Origin of the sequence: Sphingomonas sp. SFZ2018-12 (assembly GCF_022496715.1) — a bacterium.
Taxonomy (GTDB): Bacteria; Pseudomonadota; Alphaproteobacteria; order Sphingomonadales; family Sphingomonadaceae; genus Sphingomonas.
On record NZ_WTFM01000002.1, the window covers coordinates 24,041 to 49,476 of the forward strand.

Annotated in this window: 20 protein-coding genes; 5 read left to right on the plus strand and 15 right to left on the minus strand. The window is 66.4% G+C overall.

The annotated features are described in order from the left end of the window. Positions 1 to 145: 145 nt before the first annotated feature. The 4 genes from GO308_RS09095 to GO308_RS09110 are packed head-to-tail and all read right to left on the minus strand — an operon-like array spanning position 146 to position 3,815. Positions 146 to 784: a TetR/AcrR family transcriptional regulator gene (locus GO308_RS09095; protein ID WP_066545457.1), complete on the minus strand. Its 639-nt coding sequence runs from the start codon at positions 782 to 784 to the stop codon at positions 146 to 148. A 59-nt stretch (positions 785 to 843) separates the two neighbouring features. Further along, positions 844 to 2,538, minus strand: coding sequence for an FAD-dependent oxidoreductase (locus GO308_RS09100; RefSeq protein ID WP_240885241.1), 1,695 nt, complete (start codon positions 2,536 to 2,538; stop codon positions 844 to 846). Further along, a complete protein-coding gene (locus tag GO308_RS09105) occupies positions 2,535 to 2,933 on the minus strand; it encodes a cupin domain-containing protein (protein ID WP_066482868.1) in 399 nt (132 codons plus the stop codon). The genes GO308_RS09100 and GO308_RS09105 overlap by 4 nt, the downstream gene beginning before the upstream one ends. 15 nt (positions 2,934 to 2,948) lie before the next feature. Continuing rightward, entirely contained in the window at positions 2,949 to 3,815 is an 867-nt protein-coding gene (locus tag GO308_RS09110) for a hypothetical protein (protein WP_240885242.1), read from the minus strand. Between the two features lie 69 nt (positions 3,816 to 3,884). Between GO308_RS09110 and GO308_RS09115 the strand changes: the two genes are divergently transcribed. Continuing rightward, positions 3,885 to 4,214: an NIPSNAP family protein gene (locus GO308_RS09115; protein WP_066482872.1), complete on the plus strand. Its 330-nt coding sequence runs from the start codon at positions 3,885 to 3,887 to the stop codon at positions 4,212 to 4,214. Here GO308_RS09115 and GO308_RS09120 read toward each other — a convergent pair. The 3 genes from GO308_RS09120 to GO308_RS09130 form a co-directional block, all read right to left on the minus strand. Then, on the minus strand, positions 4,184 to 6,490 hold the full coding sequence (locus GO308_RS09120) for a membrane-bound PQQ-dependent dehydrogenase, glucose/quinate/shikimate family (protein ID WP_240885243.1): 2,307 nt from the start codon (positions 6,488 to 6,490) through the stop codon (positions 4,184 to 4,186). The two genes, GO308_RS09115 and GO308_RS09120, sit on opposite strands and share 31 nt — an antisense overlap. A gap of 47 nt (positions 6,491 to 6,537) precedes the next feature. Further along, positions 6,538 to 8,130, minus strand: coding sequence for a class I adenylate-forming enzyme family protein (locus GO308_RS09125; protein WP_240885244.1), 1,593 nt, complete (start codon positions 8,128 to 8,130; stop codon positions 6,538 to 6,540). An 82-nt stretch (positions 8,131 to 8,212) separates the two neighbouring features. After that, positions 8,213 to 9,121: an SDR family NAD(P)-dependent oxidoreductase gene (locus GO308_RS09130; RefSeq protein WP_240885245.1), complete on the minus strand. Its 909-nt coding sequence runs from the start codon at positions 9,119 to 9,121 to the stop codon at positions 8,213 to 8,215. Positions 9,122 to 9,217: 96 nt separating this feature from the next. Between GO308_RS09130 and GO308_RS09135 the strand changes: the two genes are divergently transcribed. After that, entirely contained in the window at positions 9,218 to 11,032 is a 1,815-nt protein-coding gene (locus GO308_RS09135) for an acyl-CoA dehydrogenase (protein WP_240885246.1), read from the plus strand. Continuing rightward, positions 11,023 to 11,868, plus strand: a complete 846-nt coding sequence (locus GO308_RS09140; RefSeq protein WP_240885247.1) for a MaoC/PaaZ C-terminal domain-containing protein — start codon at positions 11,023 to 11,025, stop codon at positions 11,866 to 11,868. Before GO308_RS09135 ends, GO308_RS09140 begins: the two co-directional genes overlap by 10 nt. A gap of 91 nt (positions 11,869 to 11,959) precedes the next feature. On the opposite strand, the gene GO308_RS09145 is transcribed toward GO308_RS09140, so the two are convergent. Next, positions 11,960 to 12,358: a Zn-ribbon domain-containing OB-fold protein gene (locus GO308_RS09145; RefSeq protein ID WP_066482891.1), complete on the minus strand. Its 399-nt coding sequence runs from the start codon at positions 12,356 to 12,358 to the stop codon at positions 11,960 to 11,962. 4 nt (positions 12,359 to 12,362) lie between these two features. Continuing rightward, the gene (locus GO308_RS09150) at positions 12,363 to 13,523 is read right to left on the minus strand and encodes a thiolase domain-containing protein (RefSeq protein ID WP_066482893.1); all 1,161 of its coding nucleotides are present in this window, start codon (positions 13,521 to 13,523) and stop codon (positions 12,363 to 12,365) included. A gap of 140 nt (positions 13,524 to 13,663) precedes the next feature. Between GO308_RS09150 and GO308_RS09155 the strand changes: the two genes are divergently transcribed. After that, on the plus strand, positions 13,664 to 14,635 hold the full coding sequence (locus GO308_RS09155; protein WP_240885248.1) for a cyclase family protein: 972 nt from the start codon (positions 13,664 to 13,666) through the stop codon (positions 14,633 to 14,635). Positions 14,636 to 14,885: 250 nt separating this feature from the next. Here GO308_RS09155 and GO308_RS09160 read toward each other — a convergent pair whose 3' ends face one another. The 6 genes from GO308_RS09160 to GO308_RS09185 all read right to left on the minus strand — a co-directional run bounded on the left by GO308_RS09160 (position 14,886) and on the right by GO308_RS09185 (position 22,506). Continuing rightward, on the minus strand, positions 14,886 to 15,722 hold the full coding sequence (locus GO308_RS09160; protein WP_240885249.1) for a helix-turn-helix domain-containing protein: 837 nt from the start codon (positions 15,720 to 15,722) through the stop codon (positions 14,886 to 14,888). Between the two features lie 10 nt (positions 15,723 to 15,732). Further along, positions 15,733 to 16,587 carry a phytanoyl-CoA dioxygenase family protein gene (locus GO308_RS09165; RefSeq protein WP_240885250.1) on the minus strand — a complete coding sequence of 285 codons (855 nt, stop codon included), beginning with the start codon at positions 16,585 to 16,587 and terminating at the stop codon, positions 15,733 to 15,735. Positions 16,588 to 16,681: 94 nt separating this feature from the next. Continuing rightward, on the minus strand, positions 16,682 to 18,286 hold the full coding sequence (locus GO308_RS09170) for a dipeptide ABC transporter ATP-binding protein (RefSeq protein ID WP_240885251.1): 1,605 nt from the start codon (positions 18,284 to 18,286) through the stop codon (positions 16,682 to 16,684). Next, positions 18,267 to 19,343, minus strand: coding sequence for an ABC transporter permease (locus tag GO308_RS09175; protein WP_197417161.1), 1,077 nt, complete (start codon positions 19,341 to 19,343; stop codon positions 18,267 to 18,269). The genes GO308_RS09170 and GO308_RS09175 overlap by 20 nt, the downstream gene beginning before the upstream one ends. Beyond that, positions 19,340 to 20,356 carry an ABC transporter permease gene (locus GO308_RS09180; protein WP_240885252.1) on the minus strand — a complete coding sequence of 339 codons (1,017 nt, stop codon included), beginning with the start codon at positions 20,354 to 20,356 and terminating at the stop codon, positions 19,340 to 19,342. Before GO308_RS09180 ends, GO308_RS09175 begins: the two co-directional genes overlap by 4 nt. Further along, positions 20,353 to 22,506 carry an ABC transporter substrate-binding protein gene (locus GO308_RS09185; protein WP_240885253.1) on the minus strand — a complete coding sequence of 718 codons (2,154 nt, stop codon included), beginning with the start codon at positions 22,504 to 22,506 and terminating at the stop codon, positions 20,353 to 20,355. The genes GO308_RS09180 and GO308_RS09185 overlap by 4 nt, the downstream gene beginning before the upstream one ends. Positions 22,507 to 22,672: 166 nt before the next feature. Here GO308_RS09185 and GO308_RS09190 point away from each other — a divergent pair, with 166 nt between their 5' ends. Then, entirely contained in the window at positions 22,673 to 25,423 is a 2,751-nt protein-coding gene (locus GO308_RS09190) for a TonB-dependent receptor (RefSeq protein WP_240885254.1), read from the plus strand. The last annotated feature ends 13 nt before the right edge of the window (positions 25,424 to 25,436 follow it).

Genomic DNA, 25,436 nt, shown 5'->3' on the forward strand with positions numbered 1-25,436 from the left:
CTCTCTCGTGCACGGTCGGCTATCCTGCCGATCCGTCGCATAATATGAACGTTCGTTAGTTTATAAAGCAAGCGCAATGCGGCCGCAATAGGCTTACAAACGTTCGTATAGTTTTTGGTCTCCCGGAGTAGGAAGCTGAAAAGGCTCAGGATTCCTGGGGGATGCCGGCCATTCGATGGATCAGGTCGACAAAACCCTGCGCAACGGCATCGCTCTTCATCGGCCCCTTGCGGCTGTACCAGCTGGCGACTCCGTTCATCATTGAAAAAGCCGCGCGGGTCATGAACCGGACGTCATCGATGCCGATGCCGTGATGGCGGGCGGCATCGAGCAAGGCGTCGCTGAACCGCGCTTCATAGGCGCGGCGCATGTCGAGGATCTGGTCGAGATGTTCCGGCTCCAGGTTCCGCAGCTCCATATTGCCGATGAAAACGGCTTCCTTGTTGATCGCATGAAAATGGACATGGGTGCGGATGAACGCATCCAGCCGCTCCGGGGCGGTCTGTGCCCGATCGACAGCCGACTGCACCTCCGCTTGCAGATCTTCCATGATGGAACGCAGCAGAAGGAACAGGAATTCCTGCTTGTTGGTGATGTGATTGTAAATCGAGCCGGCCTGGATCCCGATATGCTGGGCCAGCATCCTCAGGCTGACATTCTGATAGCCATGTTTGGCGAACAGCGTAATTGCAGCGTGCCGCAGCATTTCGCGGGTTTCACGACCCTTTTCGCGCGAAGGTCGGTCCGTCGATTTGAAGATGATGTCGCTTTTCGTGGCGGGCATGGACCTTGCGCTACCTTGTAGTTGTAAAAGCCGGGGTGACCGGATTGCCCCAACCCGGTCTAGTTTTCCAGCCCCGCGTCGCTGGCGATCGTGCGGGCGGCGATGTAGCCAAAGGTCATGGCCGGGCCCAGGGTGATGCCGCCGCCGGGATAGGCGCCGCCCATCACGCTGGCCGCGTCGTTGCCGACAGCATAGAGGCCGGGGATCGGGGCGCCGGCCGCATTCAGCACCCGCGCCCTCGCATCGGTGGCAAGGCCGGCAAAGGTGCCGAGATCGCCCATCTCGAGCTTCACCGCGAAGAAGGGCGCCTGATCGAGCGGCGCAATACAGGCATTGGGCAGATGCCCCGGATCGCCCAGATAGCGGTTATAGGGCGTCGATCCCTTGCCGTATTGAGTGTCCTCGCCCTTCGCCGCGTCGAGGTTGAAGCTGGTCAGCGTGGCGTCCAGCGATGCGGGCTCGCACGCGATCGCCCGCGCGAGCTCAGCAACCGTGCGACCCCGCCTCAGATAGCCGGAACGGATCCAGCCGCCATAGGGCACCGGGAAAGGCTTGACGATGCCCAGACCATAGCGGCGCAACGCACGGTGATCGGCGATCAGCCAGGCATAGACGCGCCCGTTCCGGCGGCAACGCTCAAGCATTGCCTGTCCGAAATCGTGATAGCTGTTCGCCTCGTTCACGAAACGGCGGCCCCACGGATCGACCGCGATGATGCCGGGCTTGTACCGGTCGATCAGGTGCGGAAAGACGCCGGGCGGCCCCTTGCCGCGGGGCACGGCAGAGACCGGAATCCAGGCGGCCGCGTTGGGCAGGTCATCGCGAACCCGCGCGCCGATCGATTCGCCGGCCGTCAACGTATCGCCCTGGTTGCTGTCCGGCGCGGGCGACAGATGCTGCCCGCCCGCCGCCACATGCGGAAACAGGCGCTGTTGCCGCGCGATGCCGCGCGGGAAGCCGCCCGCAGCCAGGACGACGGCATGGCGGGCGAAAAGGCGTTCGCCACCATCGGTCAGGACGCCGACAGCGCGCCCGCCCCGTTCGATCAGTTCAACCAGCCCGGTGCCCGTGCGTATCTGAACCCCGAGATCCAGCGCGCTGGCGAAAAGGCGTGCGGCCAGGGCATTGCCGTTGGTCAGCCGCATCGCCCGGCCATGGCGCAACATTTCCCAGCCATGGACGGCCAGCCGCCGCGCGACGTAGAGGGCGCTGGCCAGAGACCGGGTCGCGCGAAAGAAATGCTGCACTTCCTGACTGGCGTTGAACATCATGCCGACAAAGGTGATTTCGCGAAGCGGCGGGCGCAGGCGGCGGATCTCGCGCCCAAGTTCGCGACCGTCCATTGGCGCGGCGACGATGGAGCGCCCGCCCGCCGATGCGCCGGGCCTGTCGGCATTATAATCGGGGAAACCTGGCTGGGCGACGAACGCGACGCGCGTTTCCCGTTCGAAGAAATCGACCATTTCCGGACCATTGGACAGAAATGCATCCACCCGTTCGGCGTCGAAGCAGTTGCCGGCCATCGCGTGCATATAGCTGCGCGCCGCCGGCACATCGTCCGTCACCCCAGCCCGTGCGGCGACCGGATTGCCCGGCAGCCACAGGACGCCGCCCGACCGCGCGGTCGTCCCGCCGACAAGTCCCGATTTTTCGATGACGAGGACGGACAGGCCGAGGCGTGCGGCCGTGACCGCTGCCGAAAGGCCGCCTGCCCCCGATCCGACGACGATGACGTCGGCTCCGGGGTCGCTCACTTCAGCTCCAGGCCGTCAAATTCCCCGCCGATGAAGCGATTCGGCTTGAGGAAGAAGCTGAGGACGAGTGCGCCGTCCGGCGACCTCGCCAAATGCCTGTTGCCGCGGGGCCGCCAGACAAAATCGCCCGCGCGCACCTCGCCCTCGTCATCGACGATGCTGCCTTCAAGCACATAGGTCTGCTCGACCTCGACATGCTCGTGCAGCGGCAGTGCGGTGCCCGGCTGCCAGCGGAACAGGGCCGTCAATAGCCCGGTTTCGGGAAAGGACATCAGCACCTTCATGTCGATGCCCGGCGTCGGCGTCGGTTTCCAGGGCAGCGACGCGACGTCGATATAGCGCGAGGCGAGCGGGCCAAGGCCGTCGGCGGCCTGTTCGATTCCGGTGGCAGTCATCACGGTTTCCCCTGTTCAGCCTTCCAGCATTCGGTGCGCGGCATCGCGCGCACTCATGCCCGGTGCGATGCCCATCGCGGCGGCAGTGGCATTCGCGGCGGAGATCACGCCATGCTCGTAGGTGCTGAGCGGGTCGCCGATCCGAGCGCTGTCGGTATCGACCGAGGCGGCCGCGATGCCTTCGGGGTCAAGCATCCCCAGCCCCTCGATCCCCAGATCGTCCAGGCCACGCCCGGCATCATTGCAGATCAGCCCCTTCGGCCGAATGCGCAGGGCGTAAAGTGCCATCAATCGCGCGCCGTGTGAGGCGACGCAGAACACGTCATCGGGCGTCGATTCGCCGACGCGCGAAAAGGACCAGCAGGAAAAAATGCGCCCGCCATTGGGTGCGCGGTGGACGATCCGTGTTTCCTCGTCCACCAGCGCATCGACATCCGCCCGTGCGCCCTCTGGGCCATTTGCGAGCATGACGCGCGCGGCCTCCAGCCCGGTCATGCCGGGCACCACACCGATCGCGTTGGCGGCGGCGTTGGCGCGTGAAACCCGCCCGGTCAGCAGCGAGTCGCCGTCGGACAGCCGCGCCTCCATGGTGGCGATGGCGGCGGCCGGAACACCAAACCGGTCCGACAGCGGAAGGCCGGCGATCCCCGCCTCGTCCTTGCCCGGCCCGCCTTCGTGCGCGATCCAGCCCCGCGCACCCCGCCGCAGCGGAATAGCGCCGGTCGGTGCGCCGGCAAAGGACGCGCCCAGCAGCACGTCGCCCTGCCAATCGCCCTCGTCAAACGACGTCAGGGAATTGCCGACGACGATGCGCCCGCGGGCCTCCTGGCTTTCCAGGATATAGGGATGAAGGTCGCTGTCGCTGACCGTGATTGCTGACATTGCATCCTCCTTTTATACGAACGTATGTTTGTATAAAGATCCACGAACTGTCAATTGCGGAGCGGACGTATGATCGTCGAGGAACGCACCTATCGCCTGTCGCCGGTTCATTCGCTGGCGGCGTATCTCGAACCCTATGAGCGGATCGGGCTGCCGGTGCAGCGCTCGATCCTTGGCGGCCTTGTCGGCGCTTACACGGTGGAGGTGGGCGGGCTGCACAGCCTGGTGCACCTATGGGCCTATCCCTCGTTCGAGGAGCGGCTGGCGCGGCGCGCGCGCTTGGCGGCAGACAGTCGGTGGCAGGAATGCCTGGCGATCATCCGCCCGATGATCGCCAGCATGGACAGTCGTCTGCTGGTGCCGACCGGCTATTCGCCGCTGCCCCCCGGCAGCGCATAGGCGATCAGATAATCGCCCTTCACCGGCGAACGCCGCGCCCCGCCTGCCGACACGACCACATATTGGCGACGGGATTTGGGAGAGACGTAGGTCATCGGCGTCGCTTGCGACCCCACCGGCAGGCGACCGCGCCACAATTCCCGCCCGTCCGCCACGGACAGCGCGCGCAGGTAGAAATCCTGGGTTCCGGCAAAGAAGACCAACCCCGACCCGGTCGTCACGGATCCGCCGATCGACGGCATTCCCACCGGCACGTCCAGCCCCGTGGCGATCCCCAGCGGCCCGGTGTCGCGCAGCGTGCCCAGCGGCTTCTGCCAGACGATCTGGCGCGTCTTGAGGTCGATGGCGGTCATCGTGCCGAAGGGCGGCTCCTGGCATGGCACGGCCAATGGCGAGACAAAGCTCTCGCGGTTGATCGCATAGGGCGCGCCGGTCTGCGGTCCGATCCCGTCATGGTCGCCCTGGCGCGGGGTCACGCGGTCGACGTCCTTTTGCGGCACCAGCTTCAGCAAGATGCCCATCCGGATGTCATTGACGATCAGCGTGTCGTTCGCCTTGTTGATCGCAGCACTGCCCCAGTTCATGCCGCCATAATAACCGGGGAATTGCAGCGTCCATTCGCGGGTCTTGATCGGCGTGAACAGCCCCTGATAGCGCGCCCGGCGAAAGGCGAGGCGGCAGGCCAGCTGATCCAGCGGGGTCGCGCCCCACATGTCGCGCTCGGTCAACGTCGCATTGCCGATGCGTGGCATCGCGAGCGATCGCGGCTGCACCGGCGACAGCGTCTCGCCCGCCTGCGCGCCCTGCGGCACGGGCTGCATCGTCACCGGCGCGACGGGCCGGCCCGTTCTCCGGTCGAGCATGAAGATGTCGCCCTGCTTCGTCACCTGCACCAGCACGGGAATCGTCCCGCCCTTGCCGTCGGGCAGGTCGTGCAGCACCGGCTGGGCGGGCACGTCATAATCCCATACGTCGTGGATAACGGTGCGATAGACCCAGCGCGGGCGGCCGTCAGCGATGTTCAGCGCGACGACGGCAGCCGCGTATTTCTCCGCAGCTTCCGTCCGGTCCGCACCCCAGAAATCGGGGGTCTGGTTGCCCATCGGCAAATAGACCAAGCCGAGCGCCGCATCGAAGCTGGGCACCGACCACATATTAGGTGTGCCGGGGGTGTAGGTCTGCCCTTCCGGCGGTGCGCCGATGCGGTCGGGTGCACCCATGTCCCACGCCCAGGCGAGCGCGCCGGTGCGGACATCATAGGCGCGCACCACGCCCGAGGGCTCGTTCACCTCCTGATTGTCGAACACCCAGGCACCGACGATGGCGATGTCGCCGACGATGGTGGGGCCGGACGACGGGATCAGATAGCCGGGCTTGAGCGGCCCCATCTGATCGGCGAGATCGACGGTGCCGTCCTTGCCAAACCCCGCACACGGGCGGCCATTGGCGGCATCGAGCGCGATCAGCCGGTTGTCGATGGTGGTCAGCAGGATACGGCGCTGGCACTCGCCAGCCGGATCGCCGGCCGGCCCCGGTGTTGCGGTCTCGTGATAGCCCAGACTGCGGCAGCGACGCCACAGCGGCGGCGGCACCGGCCTGGGATCGAACGACCAGCGCACCGCACCGCTATCGGCATCCAGCGCATAGACACGGTTGTTGCGCGTGCACGCATAAAGCGTGTCGCCAATCTGCAGCGGGGTATTCTGGTCCTCGGACAAAAGTTCGCCCGCGCCGCTGTCGCCCGTGCGGAACGTCCATGCCACCTTCAGCCCCGCGACGTTTTCCGGCGTGATCTGGCCTGCCGGAGCATAGCGGCTGCCATCGCCGGATCGGCCGTAGAAGCGCCAGTCGCCCGGCGCCTCGGTCGCTGCGACGAAGGGCGCGCGGCTGGCTGGCCGGATGCCGCCATGTTCCCAGAACATCCCCCCGAACAGTGCGGCCGCGCCTGCTCCGCCAATCAGGGCGGACGCGACGGCGCCTGTTCGGCCGCGGCTCGGCAGCGCGAGCGCCGCCAGTCCGCCCAGCGTCAACAGCACCAGCGGGGCGAACATCCGGGCAAACAGCGGCCAGAAATCCCACCCCCCTTCCCAGATTGCCCAGGGCAGCGTCAGCGCCACTACTGCCGCCAGTAGCTGCAAGCCGGCATAGCGGCGCAGGCCGAACAGGATGCCTGCGACCAGCAATCCAGCTCCTGCCAGCAGGTAATAGGGCGAGCCGCCCGCCGCGATCAGCAGCGTGCCGCCCCATATCAGCAGCGCGCCCACCACCAACAGCACCAGCCCAAACAGCCCGGACGGGACCCACCGCAATTTTGACACGGGACTCAGGCCTCCGCCCGTTCGACCAGGGTGTCGCGCAATTCCCGCTTCAAGAGCTTGCCGTTGGAATTGCGGGGCAACGGATCGATGCCGATGGTCCAGCCCTCCGGGCATTTATAATCGGACAGGCGCTCGCGGGCGAAGGCGGCGATTGTCTCCGCATTCGCCGACATGCCCGCCTTCAGACAGACAAAGGCATGCGCGCGCTCGCCCAGCACCGGGTCTGGGCGACCGACCACCGCCACCTCCGCCACGGCGGGATGCTCGGCGAGGGCGGCCTCCACCTCGGCGCTGTAGATCTTGTACCCGCCACGATTGACGACGTCCTTCTTCCGGTCGTGCAGCCGGACCAGCCCGTCCGCGCCCATCGTGACGACATCACCGGAACGCCAGTATCCGCCGACGAATGCCGCGCGCGTCGCGTCGGCATTGTTCCAGTAGCCGCGCGCGACCATCGGCCCGGCCACCCACAGCTCGCCCGGCGTGCCCGGCGGAACCTCCCGACCATCCTCATCGACCACGATCACATCGGCACAAGGCACCGGCGCGCCGACCGCATCGGGATGATCCGGCGTCAGTGCGGCAGGCAGCAACGCGACGGGCGATGCCGTCTCCGTCGCGCCATAGCCGTTGGAAAGGCTGAGGGCCGGCAACCGCTCGCGCAGTTCGGCGATGAAGGCCGCGGGCATCGGCGCACCGCCGAAAGATCCGAGCTTCCATGACGACAGGTCATGCGCGGCCAGCGCATCGTTCATCAGGCACAGCTTGTATTGCGCAGGCACCATGAAGGCATGGTCGATCCGGTGCCGCGCCGCTTCCTCGATGAATGTTGCCGCGCGGAACGGCGGCATGAGCACGACCGCGCCGCCCAGCCTGAAAAAGGTCAGAAACTCGGTGATCAGTCCGGTGACGTTGCAGCCGGGGATCGCCAGCAGGGTGCGGCTGCCGCGCGGCAAGCCCCAGCTCCCCTCGAAGTGCAGCACCGAATGGACGATGTTGACATGGGCCAGCATCACGCCCTTTGGCGCGCCGGTCGTACCGCTGGTGTAGAGGATCGCGGCCAGAGCCTCCTCGTCCGCCTCATGCGGGGGAAGGACGGGGCGCGGGCCGCCATCGATCCAGTCCGTCATCTCCTCCGCCAGCACAACATGGCGCAGGTCGGGCAAGTCGTCCGATGCGGGCAGCTTGTCCACCATCGCCGCTTCGCTCAACAGCATCGCAACGCCCGAATGACGAAGCAGGTACGCCGCCTCCTTCATGCTCAGTCGCGTGTCCATCGGCACCAGCACCGCACCCAGCCGCCAGCAGGCAAGGAACCAGATCGGATATTCCGCGCGGTTGGACAGCCAGGTCGCCAGCCGGTCGCCGCGCCGAACGCCCTCGGCGACCAACCGCTGCGCCAGCGCCTCCGCCCGACCGAGCAGGTCGGCATAGGCGAGGCAACCTTCATCGCCCCACAGCAGCGCCGGTGCGGCTTCTGAGCCGGCCGCACTCTCCGTCACCATCGACCAGATGTCGGCCGGGCGGTCGGCGAAACAGCGCACCATGCGTTCACCGAAAAGCAGTTCGTGGCGCAAAGCGGGCTTGGCCCTCTCCATTGTCCGTCCCCTCTTCGCTTTGCTCTTTGGAGGCTCTGTCATTTGTGGTCCGACGCGATCTTCGGTGTATTGCGCCTGTCGTTCAATCCGCAGCTGCTGCAGCCTTCATCGTGCGTTCGGCGACATAGTTGACCTCGTCGCCTGCACTTTCGAACAGGACGGGATCGGACAGGTCGCCGATCCGGTCCCACGCGTCCAGCACCTGTTCCGGGCTGACCGCGTCTGCCGTAAACTGGACTCCGCGGGCGCTGACGATGCGGACCTTGGCATAGTGACCTGCCGCCGCGGACAGGATGGTCCCGCTTTCGGCAAAGCCCTCGCTGGCCAGCACCGCCATGCCGGCAGAGGCAAAGGCGGGATCGAAGCGGGCGAGCATTTCCGGGGACATCGTGGCTTCGGTCATCGCCGTCGCTGCCATCGGGGCGAGCGCGTTGACGAGGATGCCGTATTTTCGTCCCTCGATCTTCAGCACGTTCATCAGGCCGATCAGGCCGGCCTTTGCGGCGCCGTAATTGGCCTGCCCGAAATTGCCGTACAGCCCGGTGTTGGAAAGCGTCATCACGATCCTGCCATATCCGGCCTGCTGCATGATCGGCCAGGCGGCGCGCGTGCAGTAAGCGGAGCCCAGAAGATGCACCGCCACCACCAGATCGAAATCCGCCATATCGCTTTTCACGAAGCTGCGATCGCGCAGAATGCCGGCGTTGTTGATGAGGATGTCCAGCCCGCCAAAGGCATCAACCGCCTGTTCGACCAGCCGCTGCGCGCCCTCGACTGAAGCGACCGATTCGTGGTTCGCCGCCGCCTGTCCCCCGGCCGCGACAATTTCTGCCACGACCGCATCCGCAAGCCATTCGCCGCCCGCCGACTTGCCCGGATCGTTCACGACCACCCGTGCGCCACGGCTGGCCAGCATCAGCGCATGCGCGCGGCCAAGCCCGCTGCCGGCACCGGTCACGATCGCCGTCCGGTCGTCAAAACGGATCGCCACGCGCACTCTCCTCCCTTGCAAACTAACGTTCGTTTGTTTAAGTCGGATGCACGAGGCCCGTCAAGAGCCGTCGAAGCATTTCAAAGGGAGCAGGTCATGGCGGCGCAGACGCCCACTTCACCGATCAGCCGCGACGATTTCAATTTCCAGATTTTCGAGGTGCTACCGACGCTAGGGCTTTCGGATCGTCCGCTGTTTGCCGATCACGATCGCGCGACCCTGGATGCGACGCTGGATCTGGCCGAGCGGGTGGCCGTGGATCACTTCCTGCCGGGATATCGCAAGAGCGACGCTAACGAACCCTATGTCGAGGACGGCAAGGTCGTACTGGTTCCTGAAATCGGCGAGGCGATCCGCGCCTTTACGGAAGCGGGGTTCATGTCGGCCCACCTGCCGTATGAGGAGGGTGGGCAGCAATTGCCCTGGACGGTGCTGCAAAGCTGCTACGCCATGTTCCAGGGCTGCAACATCGGCGCGACCATCTATTATTTCCTGACCGTTTCCGCGGCCAATGTGCTGCGCGCGCACGGGTCGCAGGAGCAGAAGGAACTGTACATGCGCCCGATGCTGGAGGGGCGCTTCCACGGCACCATGTGCCTGTCCGAACCGCACGCCGGATCGAGCCTGGCGGACCTGCGCACCCGCGCCATTCCCAATGGCGACGGCACCTATCGCATCCAGGGCACCAAGATGTGGATTTCCGGCGGGGAGCATGAGCTGGGCGAGAACATCGTCCATCTCGTCCTGGCGCGGATCGACGGTGCACCGGCCGGCACGCGGGGCATTTCGCTGTTCGTCGTGCCCAAGCGGCGGCTGAACAGCGACGGTTCGGTGGGCGAGCACAACGACATCAGCCTCGTCGGCCTCAATCACAAGATGGGTTATCGCGCCGCGACCAACACCGTGTTGAACTTCGGCGACAATGGGGACTGTGTCGGCTATCTGGTCGGCGAGCCGCATCGCGGCCTGGCGCCCATGTTCCTGATGATGAACGAGGCGCGAATTTCGGTCGGCGCCGGGGCGACCATGCTCGGTTATGCCGGCTATCGCTATAGCCTGGACTATGCACGCGAGCGGCTGCAGGGGCGGCCGCCGGAGAACAAGGATCCGGCTGCGCCGCCCGTGCCGCTGACCGACCATGCCGATGTCCGCCGCATGCTGCTGATGCAGAAGACGTTCGTCGAGGGCGCGCTCGCGCTCTGCCTCTATGCCGCCTATCTGGTGGACGAGGAACAGACCGCACCTGAGGAAGAGGCGCGCGAGACGGCCCGCCGCCTGCTCGCGATCCTGACGCCGATAGTCAAAAGCTGGCCATCGGAATTCTGCCTCGAAGCGAACAAGCAGGCGATGCAGGTGCTCGGCGGCTACGGCTACACGCTCGATTATCCGGTCGAGCAATATTATCGCGACAACCGGCTGAACCTGATCCACGAAGGGACGAACGGGATCCAGGCCATCGATCTGATCGGCAGGAAACTGTCGGCGGAGGACGGTGCCTATTGGTCGGAACTGACTGGCGCGATCCGGACGACATTGGCCGAGGCGCGTGGCCATGCCGCGCTAGCCGACCATGCAGATGCGCTGGACGCCAAGCTGTCGCATGCCGAACGAACTGTCGCCGCCGTGCTCGCCGCGACCGCCGATCAGCCCAGCCTGCGCATCGCCAACGCCACTGCCTTTCAGGATGCCCTGGGCCATATCTGCATCGGCTGGATGTGGCTGCGTCAGTCGATCGTAGCGCTGAATGCGCTCGACGAGACGCCGGGTGCGGAAGCGAAACGCTTTTACGAGGGCAAGCTGGCCGCGACGCGTTTCTTCTTCGCCTATGAGCTGGGCCGGGTCGGCCCGTGGCTCGAGATTGTCGAGCGGCTGGATCGCACCTTGCTGGATGTCGATCCCGCATGCCTTTGACGCTCGAGGCGCTGGCCGCGCCGTTCCCTGAACGGACATTCCAATACGACGCTGAGCGCACACGGCTCTACGCGCTCGGCATCGGCTTGGGGCAGGACGGCGCCGCTGCCGATCTTCCCTATCTGATCGGTCCGGTGCCGCGGGTCGTGCCCTCCATGGCGACCGTTGTGGCCTGGGACGATAGCTGGATCGGCCGGCTCGGCCTCGACGCCACGCGCATCGTCCATGGCGAACAGCGGATCACGCTGCACCGCCCCCTGCCCGCGACGGCGACCCTGCGCGCCAGCGTCCGGATCGTCGAGGCGGTGGACAAGGGGCCCGGCAAGGGCGCGCTGCTTTACGTGGAGACCAGGCTGCAAGAGGAAGGTCGGCCGGAGCCGCTGGCCACCCTCCTGTCCACGGTCTTCGCCCGCGGCGATGGCGGCTTTGGCGGGCCAGCAAAGGGCGGACCCACGCCGCATGCGATTCCCGATCGACCATGGGACCACCAGCGCCGCTGGCGGGTCGCGCCCAACCAGGCGCATCTCTATCGTCTGTCCGGCGACCATAACCCGCTGCACGTCGATCCCGATTTTGCCCGTGCTGCCGGATTTCCCGCGCCGATCCTGCATGGCCTGTGCAGCTATGGCATGGCCCTGCGTGCCGTGATCGGAGAAGCGGTGGGCGATCAGCCGGAGCGCGTCGCCCATGTCGCGGGCCGATTCACCTCCCCCATTTTCATGGATGAGACGCTTGAGGCGCGCATCTGGGTGGACGGCGACACGCTGTCGTTCCAGCTCATCGTGGTAGAGCGAGACGTGGTGGCGATCGACCAGGGCTTAGTGCTGCTGCGTTAGGCCCACCCAGAATCCCATTCCATCCGCGTCAAGCGAGGTCGAGACACCTGGCATCGAGTGTCTCGCCTTCGCTCGACGCTAAGGGCTTCCCTTACGCCACTAACCTGAACACCGGCACCTTCGGCCCATCCCCTTCCGTCGGGGCGAAATCCACGGTCACGCGCTGGCCGATGCGGATAGCGTCGAAATCCGCGCCGACGATGTGCGTCAGCATCGTCACGCCCTCGTCCAGCTTCACATAGGCGATGGCATAGGGTGTCGCGGCGCGACGCATCACGCTGAAGGAATAGATGGTTCCCGTCCCCGCCGCCTCGCGCCAGTCGAGCTGGTCGGAATGGCAAAAGGGACAGATGGCACGTGGATAATGGTGCAGTTCCCCGCAGCTATTGCAGGTGCGGATGGCGAGCTTCCCCGCGCCCGCCGCCGCCCAGTAATGGGCGACCTCGGCGCTGATCGCGGGGGCGGGCAGGGTCGGCAGAGCTTCAATCATCGGTTCATTCCCTTTCGAGGATCAGCGTGCCGCTGGCATTGCGGCTACCCAGCCAGCCGCCCATGCCCTGGGCCAGCGCCAGATCGCAGTTCGGCACCTGCACCGCCGGATGCGCCTCCCCCCGCAGCTGGCGAACCGCCTCCAGGATCTTGGTCATCCCGCCGCGGTTATTGGGGTGATTGCTGCACAGGCCCCCGCCATCGGTGTTGAACGGCAGCTTGCCGACGCCGGAGATCAGGTTGCCGTCGGCGACGAAGCGCCCGCCCCCGCCCGGCGGACAGAAGCCTAGATCCTCCAGCTGCTGCACGACGGTGATCGTGAAGCTGTCATAGATGGAGGCGTATTTGATATCGGCCGGGGTCACGCCGGCTTGTTCGAACGCGATGCGCCCGGCCTCCCGCGCCGAACTATAGGTCAAGTCGATGCGACCACCGTTCAGATGTTTCACTGCCTCACCGGCACCGCGAATGGCGATCAGCGGCCGGTTCAGCGATCTGGCGATTTCCGGCGAAACGACGACGATTGCACCGCCGCCATCGCTGACCACACAGCAATCCAGCCGATGGAGCGGATCGGCGATCATCGGCGATTCGACGACTTCCTCCACCGTCACGACATTCTTCAGCATGGCGTGGGGATTGTGCTGGGCGTGGTGCGACGCGGCGACCTTGACCCAGGCGAGCTGTTCGCTGGTCAAGCCGTATTCGTGCATGTGCCGCTGCGCGACCATCGCATACTGATTGAGCACCATCGAGCCATAGGGATGTTCGAACGCCAGTTCCGGCACGTTGAAATCGGGCTTGGGATCGGCACCCGCGCCCGCCGCGCGCGGACGGCCGGCCAGTACGACGATGGCGACGTTGCACTTGCCCGCCGCAATCGCCTCCGCCGCATGCGCGACATGCATCTGGTAGGCCGAACCGCCGGGGTCGGTATTGTCCATATAGGTCAGGCGTAGACCGAGATATTCCGCGATCGACAGGACGCCGAGGCCCGGCATCTCCGCATCGCACAGGAAACCATCGACCGCGTGATGATCCAGCCCCGCATCGGCCAGGGCCCAGCGGACGACGTCCGCGACGATCTGAGCCGTGGACAGATCGGTCGCCTTGCGGACGGGGTGTTCCGATATGCCGGCGATATAGGCCTTTGGTCGGGCGCTCAAATCCCCTCTCCCCAAAACAATTATTGATACGAACGTTTGTTCGTATAGGATGGGGAGATCGAATTGGTCAATGCTGGATCGCAACGGCGAAACGCCGCATGATCCCGCCAGACAGACCGATAGGGAGAGGAACCGTAAGCATGTGCGACACTCACGCCCCCGCCAAGCCGAGTGCCAAGGCATTGCTGGCCGGCCTGCCCACCAACTGGGGCCGGTGGGGCAGCGCGGATGAAGTCGGCGCGTTGAATTTCCTCGACGCCGCTCAGGTGCTGCGCGGAATTGCCGCCGTGCGATCGGGAAAGACCTTCACGCTCCAGATTCCGATGGGTCACGAACGGGGCGATCCCGTCTGGCCGGGCCGGAAGCAGGCGCACCGGGTGAACGTGCTGGACAAGGGCGATTTCCTGTCCGGCAAGATGGACGAGATTCCCGGCGGCACCGAATATTCGGACGATATGATGATCCTGTATCTACAAGGATCGACCCAATATGACGCGCTCGGCCATGTCTGGCACGATGACAAGCTGTACAACGGCTATGACGCGCGCTCGACCATCGGCGCGATGGCAAAGGCCAGCGTGCTGCCGATCGCCGAACGTGGCATCGCGGGCCGCGCGGTGCTGATTGATATCGCGCGGCATCGCGGCAAGGCATGGCTGGACCGCGGCGAGAGCTTTGGTCTGGAAGATGTGCTGGCCGCCGCCGCCGCCCAGGACGTGACCATTGAGAAGCATGATATCCTCATCCTGCGCACGGGATGGATCGGCTCCTACTACCACCGCGACCAGCAGGAATTTTACGCCGACTATGCCGAGCCGGGCCTGTGTTTCAGCCGCGAACTGGTCGAGTGGTTCCACACCATGGAAATTCCCAATCTGGTGACAGACACCATCGCCAACGAACTGGCGATCCATCCCGAATCCGGCGTATCGTTCGCCTTGCACCATTCGCTCATGCGCAATCTGGGCGTCACCTTTACCGAGATCGCGCAACTCGATCCGCTGGCCGAGGACTGTGCCGGGGACGGCCAATGGACCTTCCTCTATGTGGCTGCGCCCCTGAAGGTCGTCGGAGGCACGGGCGCGCCCGTGAACCCGATCGTCATCAAGTAACGGCGATGATCGACAAGCGAGTCAGTCGAGCCATGTCATTGTCGCTGCCGCGCCTGGTCAGGCAACGCGATGACACCAGACCAGGGCAGCGCCAGCCGACCCCGGCTTCGCCCGATGAAGGCCCCGTTGCGAATTCCATCTGGGATATGCTTGTCCCGCTGTAGGGCCGAAGGTCGGACATCCCTCAAGAATCCGCGTTTCGCGATTCCCCTGCCCCCACGTGCCCGCCATATTCATGGCGGGGTCGTGGTCAGGTGCGGCCTGGTGGCTCGGCGGGGTCGAGCCGATGTGCGGCGTGACGATATTGCCGAGGCGACGTCCCGAACGCGCGCCGGAAGCGGGTCGAGAAATAAAAGGAACTGGCGAAACCGGATCGTGCCGCGACGACCGCAAGCGGCGCGCGGGTGGATTGCAGCAGTCCGGCCGCGTGCATCAGGCGGGCGCGCTCGACAAAGGCCTGCGGGGTCGTGCCAAGCTGCGCCTGGAACATCGCGCTCAGCCGTGACCGCGACAGCCCCGCCAGCGCGGCCAGTGCCGGGCCGTCGAGCCGCGCGGCCGGGCTGGCCTGGACGTGGTCGATGACGCGGCGCAGCCGCGGATCGACCGTCGCCTCGGCCGTGCGATCGGCGGCGTCGATCAGGACGCGTTCGAGCCGGTTCATCGCGTCGAGCCGGCCAAGCGCCGTGCCGTCGAGCGCGCGCGCCAGCCCCGACAGCTGCGGCCGCAGCCGCGCGAGCAGATCAGGCCGCCGCAGCCGCATGATTCCTGGGGCAAGCGCCGGCCAGGCCAGCCAGCGCAACCAGTCCTCGCGCGGCTGGAAATGAACCCACACGTTGCGCCACGTTCCGGAATCGTCGCGATGGCCGTAATCCTGCGGGGACCCCGGACGGAACAGCAGAAGATCCCCCGGTTCCAGGGTATGGCGCACCCCGCCTGCGCGGACGAAGCCAGCGCCCGCCAGCGTCGCCACGAGCAACCAGTCGCGGGTGCCCGTCGGCCGCACCGCGCGCGAGACGACACCGGGGCGCTGGCGCTGATCCCCCGCCAGGATCGGCGCGGCGGGCGGATCCGCCGGCTCTGCCGTCACACGCAGGCACTCATTCGGCGGCGACCGCGCGCGTCTCGCCATAGCCAGGGGTCACGCCCGGAATGCGCGGCGGGATCGGCTGAAGGATACGGCGCCGCGCCGGCGTCAATCGCGCGAGCAGGTCGTCGCTGTATCGGAAGCCGTGCCGCGTCGCGCCCCAGGCCGGGCCGTAGCGATAGATGACCACACGGCGATCGCCAGCATTGGTGCGCCGCGCCGCGCCATGCGCGATCGCATCGACGAACAGCAGCGCATCGCCAGCATTCAGATGGACCTCGATCGCGCCCTCCACCGTCTCGTCCTCGTCCGCCCGGCGCGCGTCGAAACTGCGGGCGAAGACGGGGTGGGCGATATTGCTCTTGTGGCTGCCCGGCAGCACGCGCGTCGCGCCGTCGCCCGGCCCGATGTCGGTCAATGCCAGCAGGATATTGACCTGTGCACACCGGAACTGCCCGTTCACGAAGCGGAACTGGTTGCGCACCACGCCGTCCTGTCCGCCCGAATGCAGCGGAAAGAAGCCGCCGGTCCGCCGGACCGATGCGAAACATTCGTCGATGAACAGCCCTTCGACATAGCTGCCCTTTTCCCCGCAATAGCGCGCGACCCGGTCGATCCAGGCGGGGTGATCGATCAGCGCCTCGAACGGCGACCCGGCCTCGACGATATTGTGCAGCTCGACCCCGGCATGGCCCGAATTGTCGAGCCGCTGGACATTGCCCCACCAGTCGCCGCTGGCCAGCTGCGGAAACGCGTCGAACGCGCGGTTCAACTCGCCCAGCAGATCCGGCGCGATCGCGTTGCGCAGCACCAGATAGCCCTGCAGGTCGAACGCGAAATCCTGGGCATCGTGCGCGGTCGGTATCATCGGAGCATCCTTGTCAATTGTCGCCAGTCTAAACCGGACCGGTCCCGGCGAAAATCGGGCGTTGACGCAAAGACCTTCGATATTGTCGCATGACTCAGCGGATGTGGAATGCGGCCTGTACGAGCCGGGCGGTGTAATCGGTCGAGGGTCGCTCCAGCACGTCGCGTGCCGTCCCCTCCTCGACGATCCGGCCGTCGCGCATCACGATCACCCGCTGGCACAGCGCGCGTACCACCCGAAGGTCGTGCGAGATGAACAGGTAGCTCAGCCCGCGTTCGCGCTGGAGCGTGCGCAGCGTGTCCAGAATCTGGGCCTGGACCGACAGGTCGAGCGCCGATGTCGGCTCGTCGAGCACGAGCAGTTCGGGCTCGACCGCGATCGCGCGCGCGATCGACAGCCGCTGGCGCTGGCCGCCCGAAAATTCGTGGGGGAAGCGGTTGAGGATATCGGTCGGCAACCCGGCGGCGACCAGCGCGGCCTTGACCCGATCGAGCCGATCGGCGGCACCGTTGCCGATCCGGTTGACGATCAGCCCCTCCTCGACCAGCGCGCGCACCGACATGCGCGGGTTGAGCGAGGCGAACGGGTCCTGCAGCACGATCTGCATCCGGGTGCGCAGCGGCCGCATCCGCCGGCGGTCGTGCCGGTGGATCGCTTCGCCCGCAAAACGGATTTCGCCGCCGCTGGCCTCGATCAGGCGGGTCAGCGCCAATGCCAGCGTCGTCTTGCCCGACCCCGATTCCCCGACGATACCGACCGCCTCGCCACGCGCGACCTGAAGGTCGGCGCCATGGACCGCGATCGTTGGCGCGGACTTGCCCCGGCCGGGAAAGGCGATGCGCACCGCCGCCGCCTCGATCAACGGCGCCCCGGGGGCGACGGGGTCGGCAAAGCCGGTCGGCTCGGCTGCGAGCAGCTGGCGCGTGTACGGGTGCTGCGGGTTGGCGAACAGCGTTGCGGTGTGTCCCTGCTCGACCAGCGCGCCGCGCTGCATCACCGCCACGCGGTCGGCATAGTTGCGCACCACGGTTAGGTCGTGAGTGATGAGGAGTACCGCAATGTCGTGTTCGACCTGAAGCGCGCGGATCAGCTCGAGAATCTCGGCCTGGACGCGGACGTCCAGCGCAGTGGTCGGCTCATCGGCGATCAGCAGGCGCGGATGATTGGCCAGCGCCATCGCGATCATCACGCGCTGGCGCTGGCCGCCCGACAGTTCGTGGGGATAGCGGCGCAGCATCGCCGACGGATCGGGCAGCTGCACCTGCGCCAGCAGCTCGGCGGCGCGCGCCAGGGCGGCGGCTTTGCGCAGCGGTTGATGCGCACGGATCGCTTCGACGATCTGGTCGCCGACCCGATAGACCGGGTTGAGCGAACTCATCGGTTCCTGAAACACCATCGCGATCGATCGCCCGCGCTCACGGCGCATCCGGCGATCGTCGGCGATGTCGAGCGGCTGGCCCTCCAGCATGATGCGCGTGTCGGGCGAGATGCGCGCATTGCGGCCGAGCAGGCCCATCAGCACGCGGGCGGTCACCGACTTGCCCGACCCCGATTCGCCGACCAGCGCCAGCATCTCGCCGCGGCGGATGTCGAGGTCGACACCGCGCACCGCCGCCACCTCGCCCCCTTCGACGCGAAAGGTCACGCCGATGTCGCGCGCGCTCAGCAGCGGCGGGGGATCAATAGGGATCGACGGCATCGCGCAGCGCATCCCCGACAGCATTGAAGGCAAAGACGGCGACGAAGACGAACACCACCGGAAACAGAATGAAGGGGTATGAGCCGATCGCGGCATAGCCGCTGACATCCTGGAGCATCAGTCCCCAGGAAATCATCGGCGGCTTCACCGCCAGGCCCAGAAAGCCCAGGAAGCTCTCCAGCAGGACGACCGCAGGCAGGGTGAGCGTGAAGCTGACCAGCAGATGCGACATCAGATTGGGCGCGATGTGGCGCAGGATGATCCGCCGGTCGCCGGCCCCGAGCGCGACCGCGGCGCGGACATAGTCCATCCGCGCCAGAGTGAGCGTCTTGCCGCGGATCTCGCGGCTCAACCCCGCCCAGCCGAGCACCGACAAGGTCAGGATGAGGATGGCGACGAACAGCCCGGACGATACGGTCACCGGGATGAGTGCCCCGAGCGTGAGGTAGAGCGGCAGCTGGGGGAAGGCGAGCAGGAAGTCGACGCCGCGCTGGATCCAGCGATCGACCGCGCCGCCGATATAGCCGGAGGTCGCGCCGACGATCAGCCCGGCGAGCGTGGTCAGCCCGCCGACCGCCAGCGCGATGAGCATCGAGACACGCGCGGCGACCAGTCCACGCGAGAAGATGTCGCGCCCGAAGCGGTCCGCCCCCATCAGGTGAAGGCGCCCGCCCGGGGCGATCGGGGCGACCAGTCGCCGGTTCGCCATGACCGGCCCGATCAGCCGGTAGCGTGGGACCCGAACAAACAGGCCCAGGCGCTCGCGCGGCGCGCCGTCGCGGCTCAGCACCGGCTGGAACGTGACCGGATCGATCGCACCGGTCGGCCGCGCATTGACCGCGTAGAGCCCCGACGAATCGATTCCGATCCGGCTCGGCGGTTGATAGGAGGCGAAACGCTGGTCCGGGTCATGCGGCGCAAGGAACGGCCCGATCAGCAGCACCACGCCGATCAGCGCGAGCGCGATCAGCCCCGCCATCCCCAGCCGCGACCGGCGAAAGCGCCGCCAGACCAGCCGGGCATAGCTGTCACCGCCGGCAGCGGGCGCGCCGCTCACGATTTGCGCCCTTCCAGCCGGATGCGCGGATCAAGCAGCGCCAGCCCGAGATCGGCGAGGATATTGCCGATGATCAGCGTCACCGCCAGCACCAGCATGAAGGTCGCAGCGACGAACACGTCGCCGACCGCCATCGCGCCGACGATCGCGGGTCCGACCGTCGCCAGCCCGAACACGATCGCCACCTCGATCTCGCCCGTCACCATATAAGGCAGCGCCACGCCCTGGTGCGCGACCAGCGGGTGCAGTGCATTGGGGACGGCATGACGCCAGATCACCCGGGCGGGGGACAGCCCCTTGGCACGCGCGGTCTCGACATATTGCGCGTTGAGCACGTCGAGCAAATTGCCGCGCATCACCCGCATCGAATAGGCGATGCCGCCCCATGCCGCGATCAGGATCGCGGGCCATACGTGCGCGACCAGGTCGGCGAATTTGCCCCACGACCACGGCGCGCCGACATAGGCCGCCGACTGGAAACTGCCGACCTGAGCCAGGTCGAACTGGAATACGAGGACGTAGAGCGCGATCAACGCCAACAGGAAGCGCGGCGTCGTCATGCCGACAAAGGCGAACAGGTTGAGCGCGGCGTCGGTCCAGCGCCCCGCGCGCGTCGCCGCCAGCACGCCGAGCGCGATGCCGATCGCGGTCGCCAGCAGGTGACTGGTCAGCGCCAGCAGCAGCGTTGGCCACAAGCGCTCGCCGACGATGCCCGCAACCGGCCGGTTGGCCGCGTAGGAGAAGCCGAAATCGCCGTGGGTCACGATCCCGCCCGCCCAGCGCGCATATTGGACCAGCAGCGGGTCGTTGAGGCCGTTCTCGGCACGAAACCGCGCGGCTTGGGCCTCGGCCTCCGCGGCCGATGCGCCGCCCTGATTGATCAGCTGAGTGCGCAGCGAATCGGCGTAGTCACCGGGCGGTGCCTGAATGATCAGGAAGGTGACGAGGCTGAGCAGCACCACCGTCGGGATCGCCGCCGCCAGCCGGCGGATCAGGAACCAGATCACCGTCACCGCCGCGCCCCGCCGCAATCGAAGCAGCCCGGCAGCGTGCCGGGACGCAATTCATACCTGCTGCGGCGCGCGCGCGGCACCCACAGCCGTTCGCGCATGATCGCATCCTCCGCCCAGTTGAACATGATGACGGGGGTGCCCGCGGGCACGTTGGCGAACCGCTTGTCGATCAGCACCCCGCCCGAATATTGGATCAGCCCGAGCGCGTTGACGTTGGCGGTCGACACGCGTTGATACAGCCGCATCAGCCGCCGCCGTTCGGCCGCGTCGGGACTCGCGATGAACGCGCGGACAAGGGCTACGAGCTGCCGTTCGTGCGGCAGCAGGTCGAGCCGGCCGTCGGGGCCGGCGCGGTGAAAGGCATGGGTGTAGGGCCCGGTGGGCGCAAGCGCGTCCGCGCCCTGGACCACGGTGTTGAGCTCGGTCGTCTCGTTGCGCTGGAGCACCCAGTCGAACTGGCCGCTCGCGCGCAGCGCGTCGCGCTGCGGCCCGCTGGCAAAGCGCAGCACCACGCGCAGACCGGCGTCGCGGGCAAACATCTGAATCCCCTCGGCAAAAGAGCGTTCGATCACGCTGTCGGGGCTGGCGGTCAGCACGATCGTGACGTTGGCACCGTCCTGCGTTTCGCGGGGATAATTGACGAACCCGTCGCCGTCGCGGTCGACCAGCCCGATCGAGGCGAGCAGCGCGCGCGCGGTCGCGGGATCGTGCGGATACGCGATCGTGTCGCGCGCATCGTAAAAGGGCGCGCTTTCGAGCAGGCCTCCGGGATAGGGATGGATGAACGGCCCGCGCGTCTGAGTCTCGCCCAGCCGTACGCGATCGATCGCCATGCTGACCGCCTGGCGGAAACGGGTTGTGCGGTTGAGGCGCCGGACCGCCCGGCCGCGCGCGTCGGGTTCGCCCCAGCCATTGCCGGACAGATTGAAATGCACGGAATAGGCGATGGTGCGCGGGCCGAAGATCGCACGAAAGCTCGCCTGCGGTCGGGCAGCGCTGCGCAGCACCTCAACGAAGCTCGCCGGGCCTTCGATATTCGCCATATCGCTGCCGCCGGCGATCGCCTGCACCTCGCGGTCGCCCCAGGACAGCAGGCGATATTGCACTTCGTCCAGATAGGGCAGCTGGCGGCCGCGCGCATCGACCTTCCAGTAATAGGGGTTGCGGCGCAGGATCAGGATATCGTCGGGGCGATATTCGGTGACGACCCACGCCCCCATCACCGGAAAGTTCACCCGGCTGGCGGGAAAGGCGAGCTTGTACGCCTGGTAGCTGCTGCGCGGATTGTAGCGCGGATGGTGGGGACGCAGCACATGTGCGGGCCCCGGGCAGAATTTGCCGTACGCCATCTGGTACAGATAATCGCGCGGAAACGGCCGCCGGAACGTCCAGCGGATCGTGTAGGGGCCGAGCGCCTCCAGCCGCGTTCCCGGCCCGAAGCTGTCGGGTGAGGCGCCGTTGAGCGGGCTGACATTGGGGTCGAGGACATTGTCGTTCCAGTAGAACATCACGTCCGCGCTGCTGAACGGGTGGCCGTCCGACCATTTCGCCCCCTCGATCAGCTGCATGGTCAATTGCCGCCCGTCCGCCGACCAGCGCCAGCTTTTCGCCAGATTCGGCAGCGGCTCGAGCCGCGCCGGATCGACCAGGAACAGCGGGCCGGTGCGGGTAAGGCATTCCATCGTCGCCAGGTCGATCCCGCCCCAGCCCTGCGATTGCCCGGCGCTGTAGTTCCAGCCCTCGGGCCGGCCGCCGGTCACCTGACGCAGCGCATCGCCATAGACCCCCGGCCCGTCGGGCATGGCGGCCGGACCATAGACCAAAGGCTCGCGCGGCAGGCGGCGCTCGACCCGCGGCAGCTTGCCTTTGCGGACGAAATCGCGCGTGATCCAGGCGGGCTCGGCATAGGCGGGCAGGCGACGATAGCTGACAAGGTCCGCGGGCCCGACGCCAGCGCCGGCGATTTCGCCCGGGCCTGGCGTGGCGATGGCGGGGGACGACACCGGGGCGGCGGGCTGACCGCAACCGCCCGACACGAGCATGCCGGCCGCCACCGCCAGCATCGGGGCGGTACGGCGCGATGCGCGTGATCGCCAGCATGTATCAGCCTTGTCGACGGCGCTGTCCTCTCGGCCATGAAGGCTAACCATCGCCGGGCGCGAGTTCAATCATCATATTAATCGCTCATGCCGCGAACGTGCGCTACCGGCCTCCGCCAGGTTTGACACCATCGCATTGATAAGATAATTAAGAGAATAACCGGGAAGATGTCCGGGAGCCGGATCGATTGCGATCCTTTAGGGAGGTATGAGGCCGATGCGCACTCATGAATCACGTCTTCGCACGCGTCTGCTCGCCGGCGCGTGCGCCGCGGTCGCGGCAGCCACGCCATTTTCAGCTTATGCCCAGGACGCCACGCCCGCCGCGGCCCCGGCGGACGACGACATCGTCGTCACCGGCATCCGCGCCAGCCTTGAGCGCGCGATCGACATCAAGCGAAATGCCGACGTCATCGTCGATTCGATCGCGTCGGAAGACCTCGGCAAGTTCCCCGATTCAAACGTTGCGGAATCGCTCCAGCGCATCACCGGCGTCTCGATCGACCGCAACGCGGGCGAGGGCCAGTTCGTTACCGTGCGCGGCTTCGGCCCGTCGTTCAACACCGTGCTGCTGAACGGCCGGACGCTCGCGACCGAAAACGACAATCGCGCATTCAGCTTCGACCTGCTCGCCGCCGAGCTGATCTCCGGCGCGGATGTCTACAAGAGCAGCAACGCCAAGCTGCAGGACGGCGGCATCGGCGCGACGATCAACGTCAAGACGCTGCGCCCGTTCGATCTGGGCGGCCAGAAGATCGTCGTGTCGGGCAAGGCGAATTACGAAGACCTCGCCGACAAGTTCGCCGGCTCGGCATTCGGCCTGTTCAGCACGACCACCGCCGACGACCGGCTCGGCGCGCTGGTGTCCGTGTCGTATCAGCGGCGCAAGGCGCTGGTGAACACGCTGGCGACCAACGGCTATTTCCTGACCCGCGACGTGCCGAGCGCCCCGGGCGGCGTGTTGTTCCCGCAGAATTACGACCAGATTTCCGACCAGCAGGACCGCGAGCGCATCGGCGTGACCGGCACCGTCCAGTTCCGCGCGACCGACAAGCTGACGCTGTCTTTCGACGGCCTGTACAACAAATTCACCGTCGACAGCGAAGCGGCCAGCATCGGCCACTTCTTTTCGCCGAGCCAGGCGCGCAACCTGACCGTCAACGGCGATAACCAGATCACGGCGATGACCGTGAGCGGCAACACCGACTATATCGGCCGCACCTTCAACCGGCCGACCGAAGTGCTGGCGTTCGGCTTCAATGCCGAATGGAATCCGACCGACCTGATCACGGTCACCTCGGACAGCAGCTATTCGCGCGCCGAATCCAACAATGGCGGCAACGAAGTCTTTGCGGTGGTCGGCTTCAACAACATCATCACCTTCGACAACCGCACCGGCAGCGTGCCGAGCGTCGCGGGCCAGCGCAGCTTCACCGAAAATGTCGTCGGTCGCGCGCACTTCGCCACGCGCGAGGGGTTCAACATCGCCGAGGATGTGTACGAACAGCGGCTCGACGCCACGTTCCGCACGGAGAGCGGCATCCTCAAGGCGTTCAAGGTCGGCGGCTATTTCCTCGATCGCACCAAGTCGAACGAGCTGCTGCGCAGCCAGAACGATGTCGGCTGCGCCTATTGCGGCTATGCGATCGACGTGCCGGCCGGGTTGCTCACGCCCTACAACCCGCCCAATTTCTTCTCGGGCACGTCGGGCAACTTCCCGCGCCAGTGGCTCGCGTTCGATCAGGAGGAATATTTCGCGTTCCTCGAATCCACCGCTGCCGCCAACGCACAGGATGCAGCGGTCGGGCGCCCGATCGGCTCGCTGGCCGCATTCCTGGCCGCCAACAACGGCTATGCGCCGATCCGCTATCCGGTCAGCTATCGCATCGGCGAACGGATTATCGGCGGCTATGTCCAGACCGATTTCGAGGGCACGCTGGCCGGGCTGAACTGGTCGGGCACGCTGGGCTTCCGCTATGTCCACACCGACGTCACGTCGGACGGGTCGCAGCAGGCGCTCCTCGACCTGTTGACCATCCCGAGCGATCCGACCTCCTACACCACGGTGTTCGAGCCCGGATCGACCGCGATCTCGCGGAAGAACTCCTATGACGACTTCCTCCCCAGCCTGAACCTCAAGGTCGACTTCACCGACGACATCGTCGGGCGGTTCGCGGCGTCGCGGACGGTGACCCGGCCCGACCTGCCGCTGCTGGCACCGCGCGTGACGGTGACCAATGCCCGTCCCGGCAACCTTCAGGCGTCGGGCGGCAATCCGGATCTGCGGCCGTACAAGTCGACCAATTTCGACGTGTCGTTCGAATGGTATTACGAGCGTGGCGGCTATTTCACCGTCGCCGCCTTCTACAAGCGCGTCGACGACTTCATCGCGACCAACGGCGCGATCGAGCCGTTCCCGATCGCGAATGCCAGCAACGCGCCCGAATTTGCCGGCGGGGTGGCCAATTTCAACGTCCAGCGTCCCCGCAACCTCGATGCGATCGACGTCTACGGGCTCGAAATCGGCCTGCAGCACACCTTCACCTATCTGCCGTCGCCGCTCGACGGGCTGGGCATCACCGCCAACGCGACCTTTGTCGGCAGCAGCGGTGAATTCGACGCCAGCGATCCGACGCAGAACGTCGCGCTGACCGGGCTCGGCGACAGCCAGAACGTGACCGTCTTCTACGAAAAGGGTCCGGTTCAGGCGCGCATCGCGTACAACCGGCGCGACGAGTTCCTTCAGGCGCTGTCGGCCGCCCCGGGCAACCGGCCGGTGTTCGTCCGCCCGCTGGGACAGTTCGACGCGCAGGCGAGCTATCAGGTCACGAAGAATGTCCGCGTGTTCGCGGAAGGGGTCAACCTGACCGGCGCCAAGACCCGCCGCCAGGGCGTGCTCGAACGCGAATTCATCGCACTGGTCGACACCGGTCCCCGCTACGCGCTGGGTGCCCGGCTCGACTTCTAGCCTCCGGCGCGGG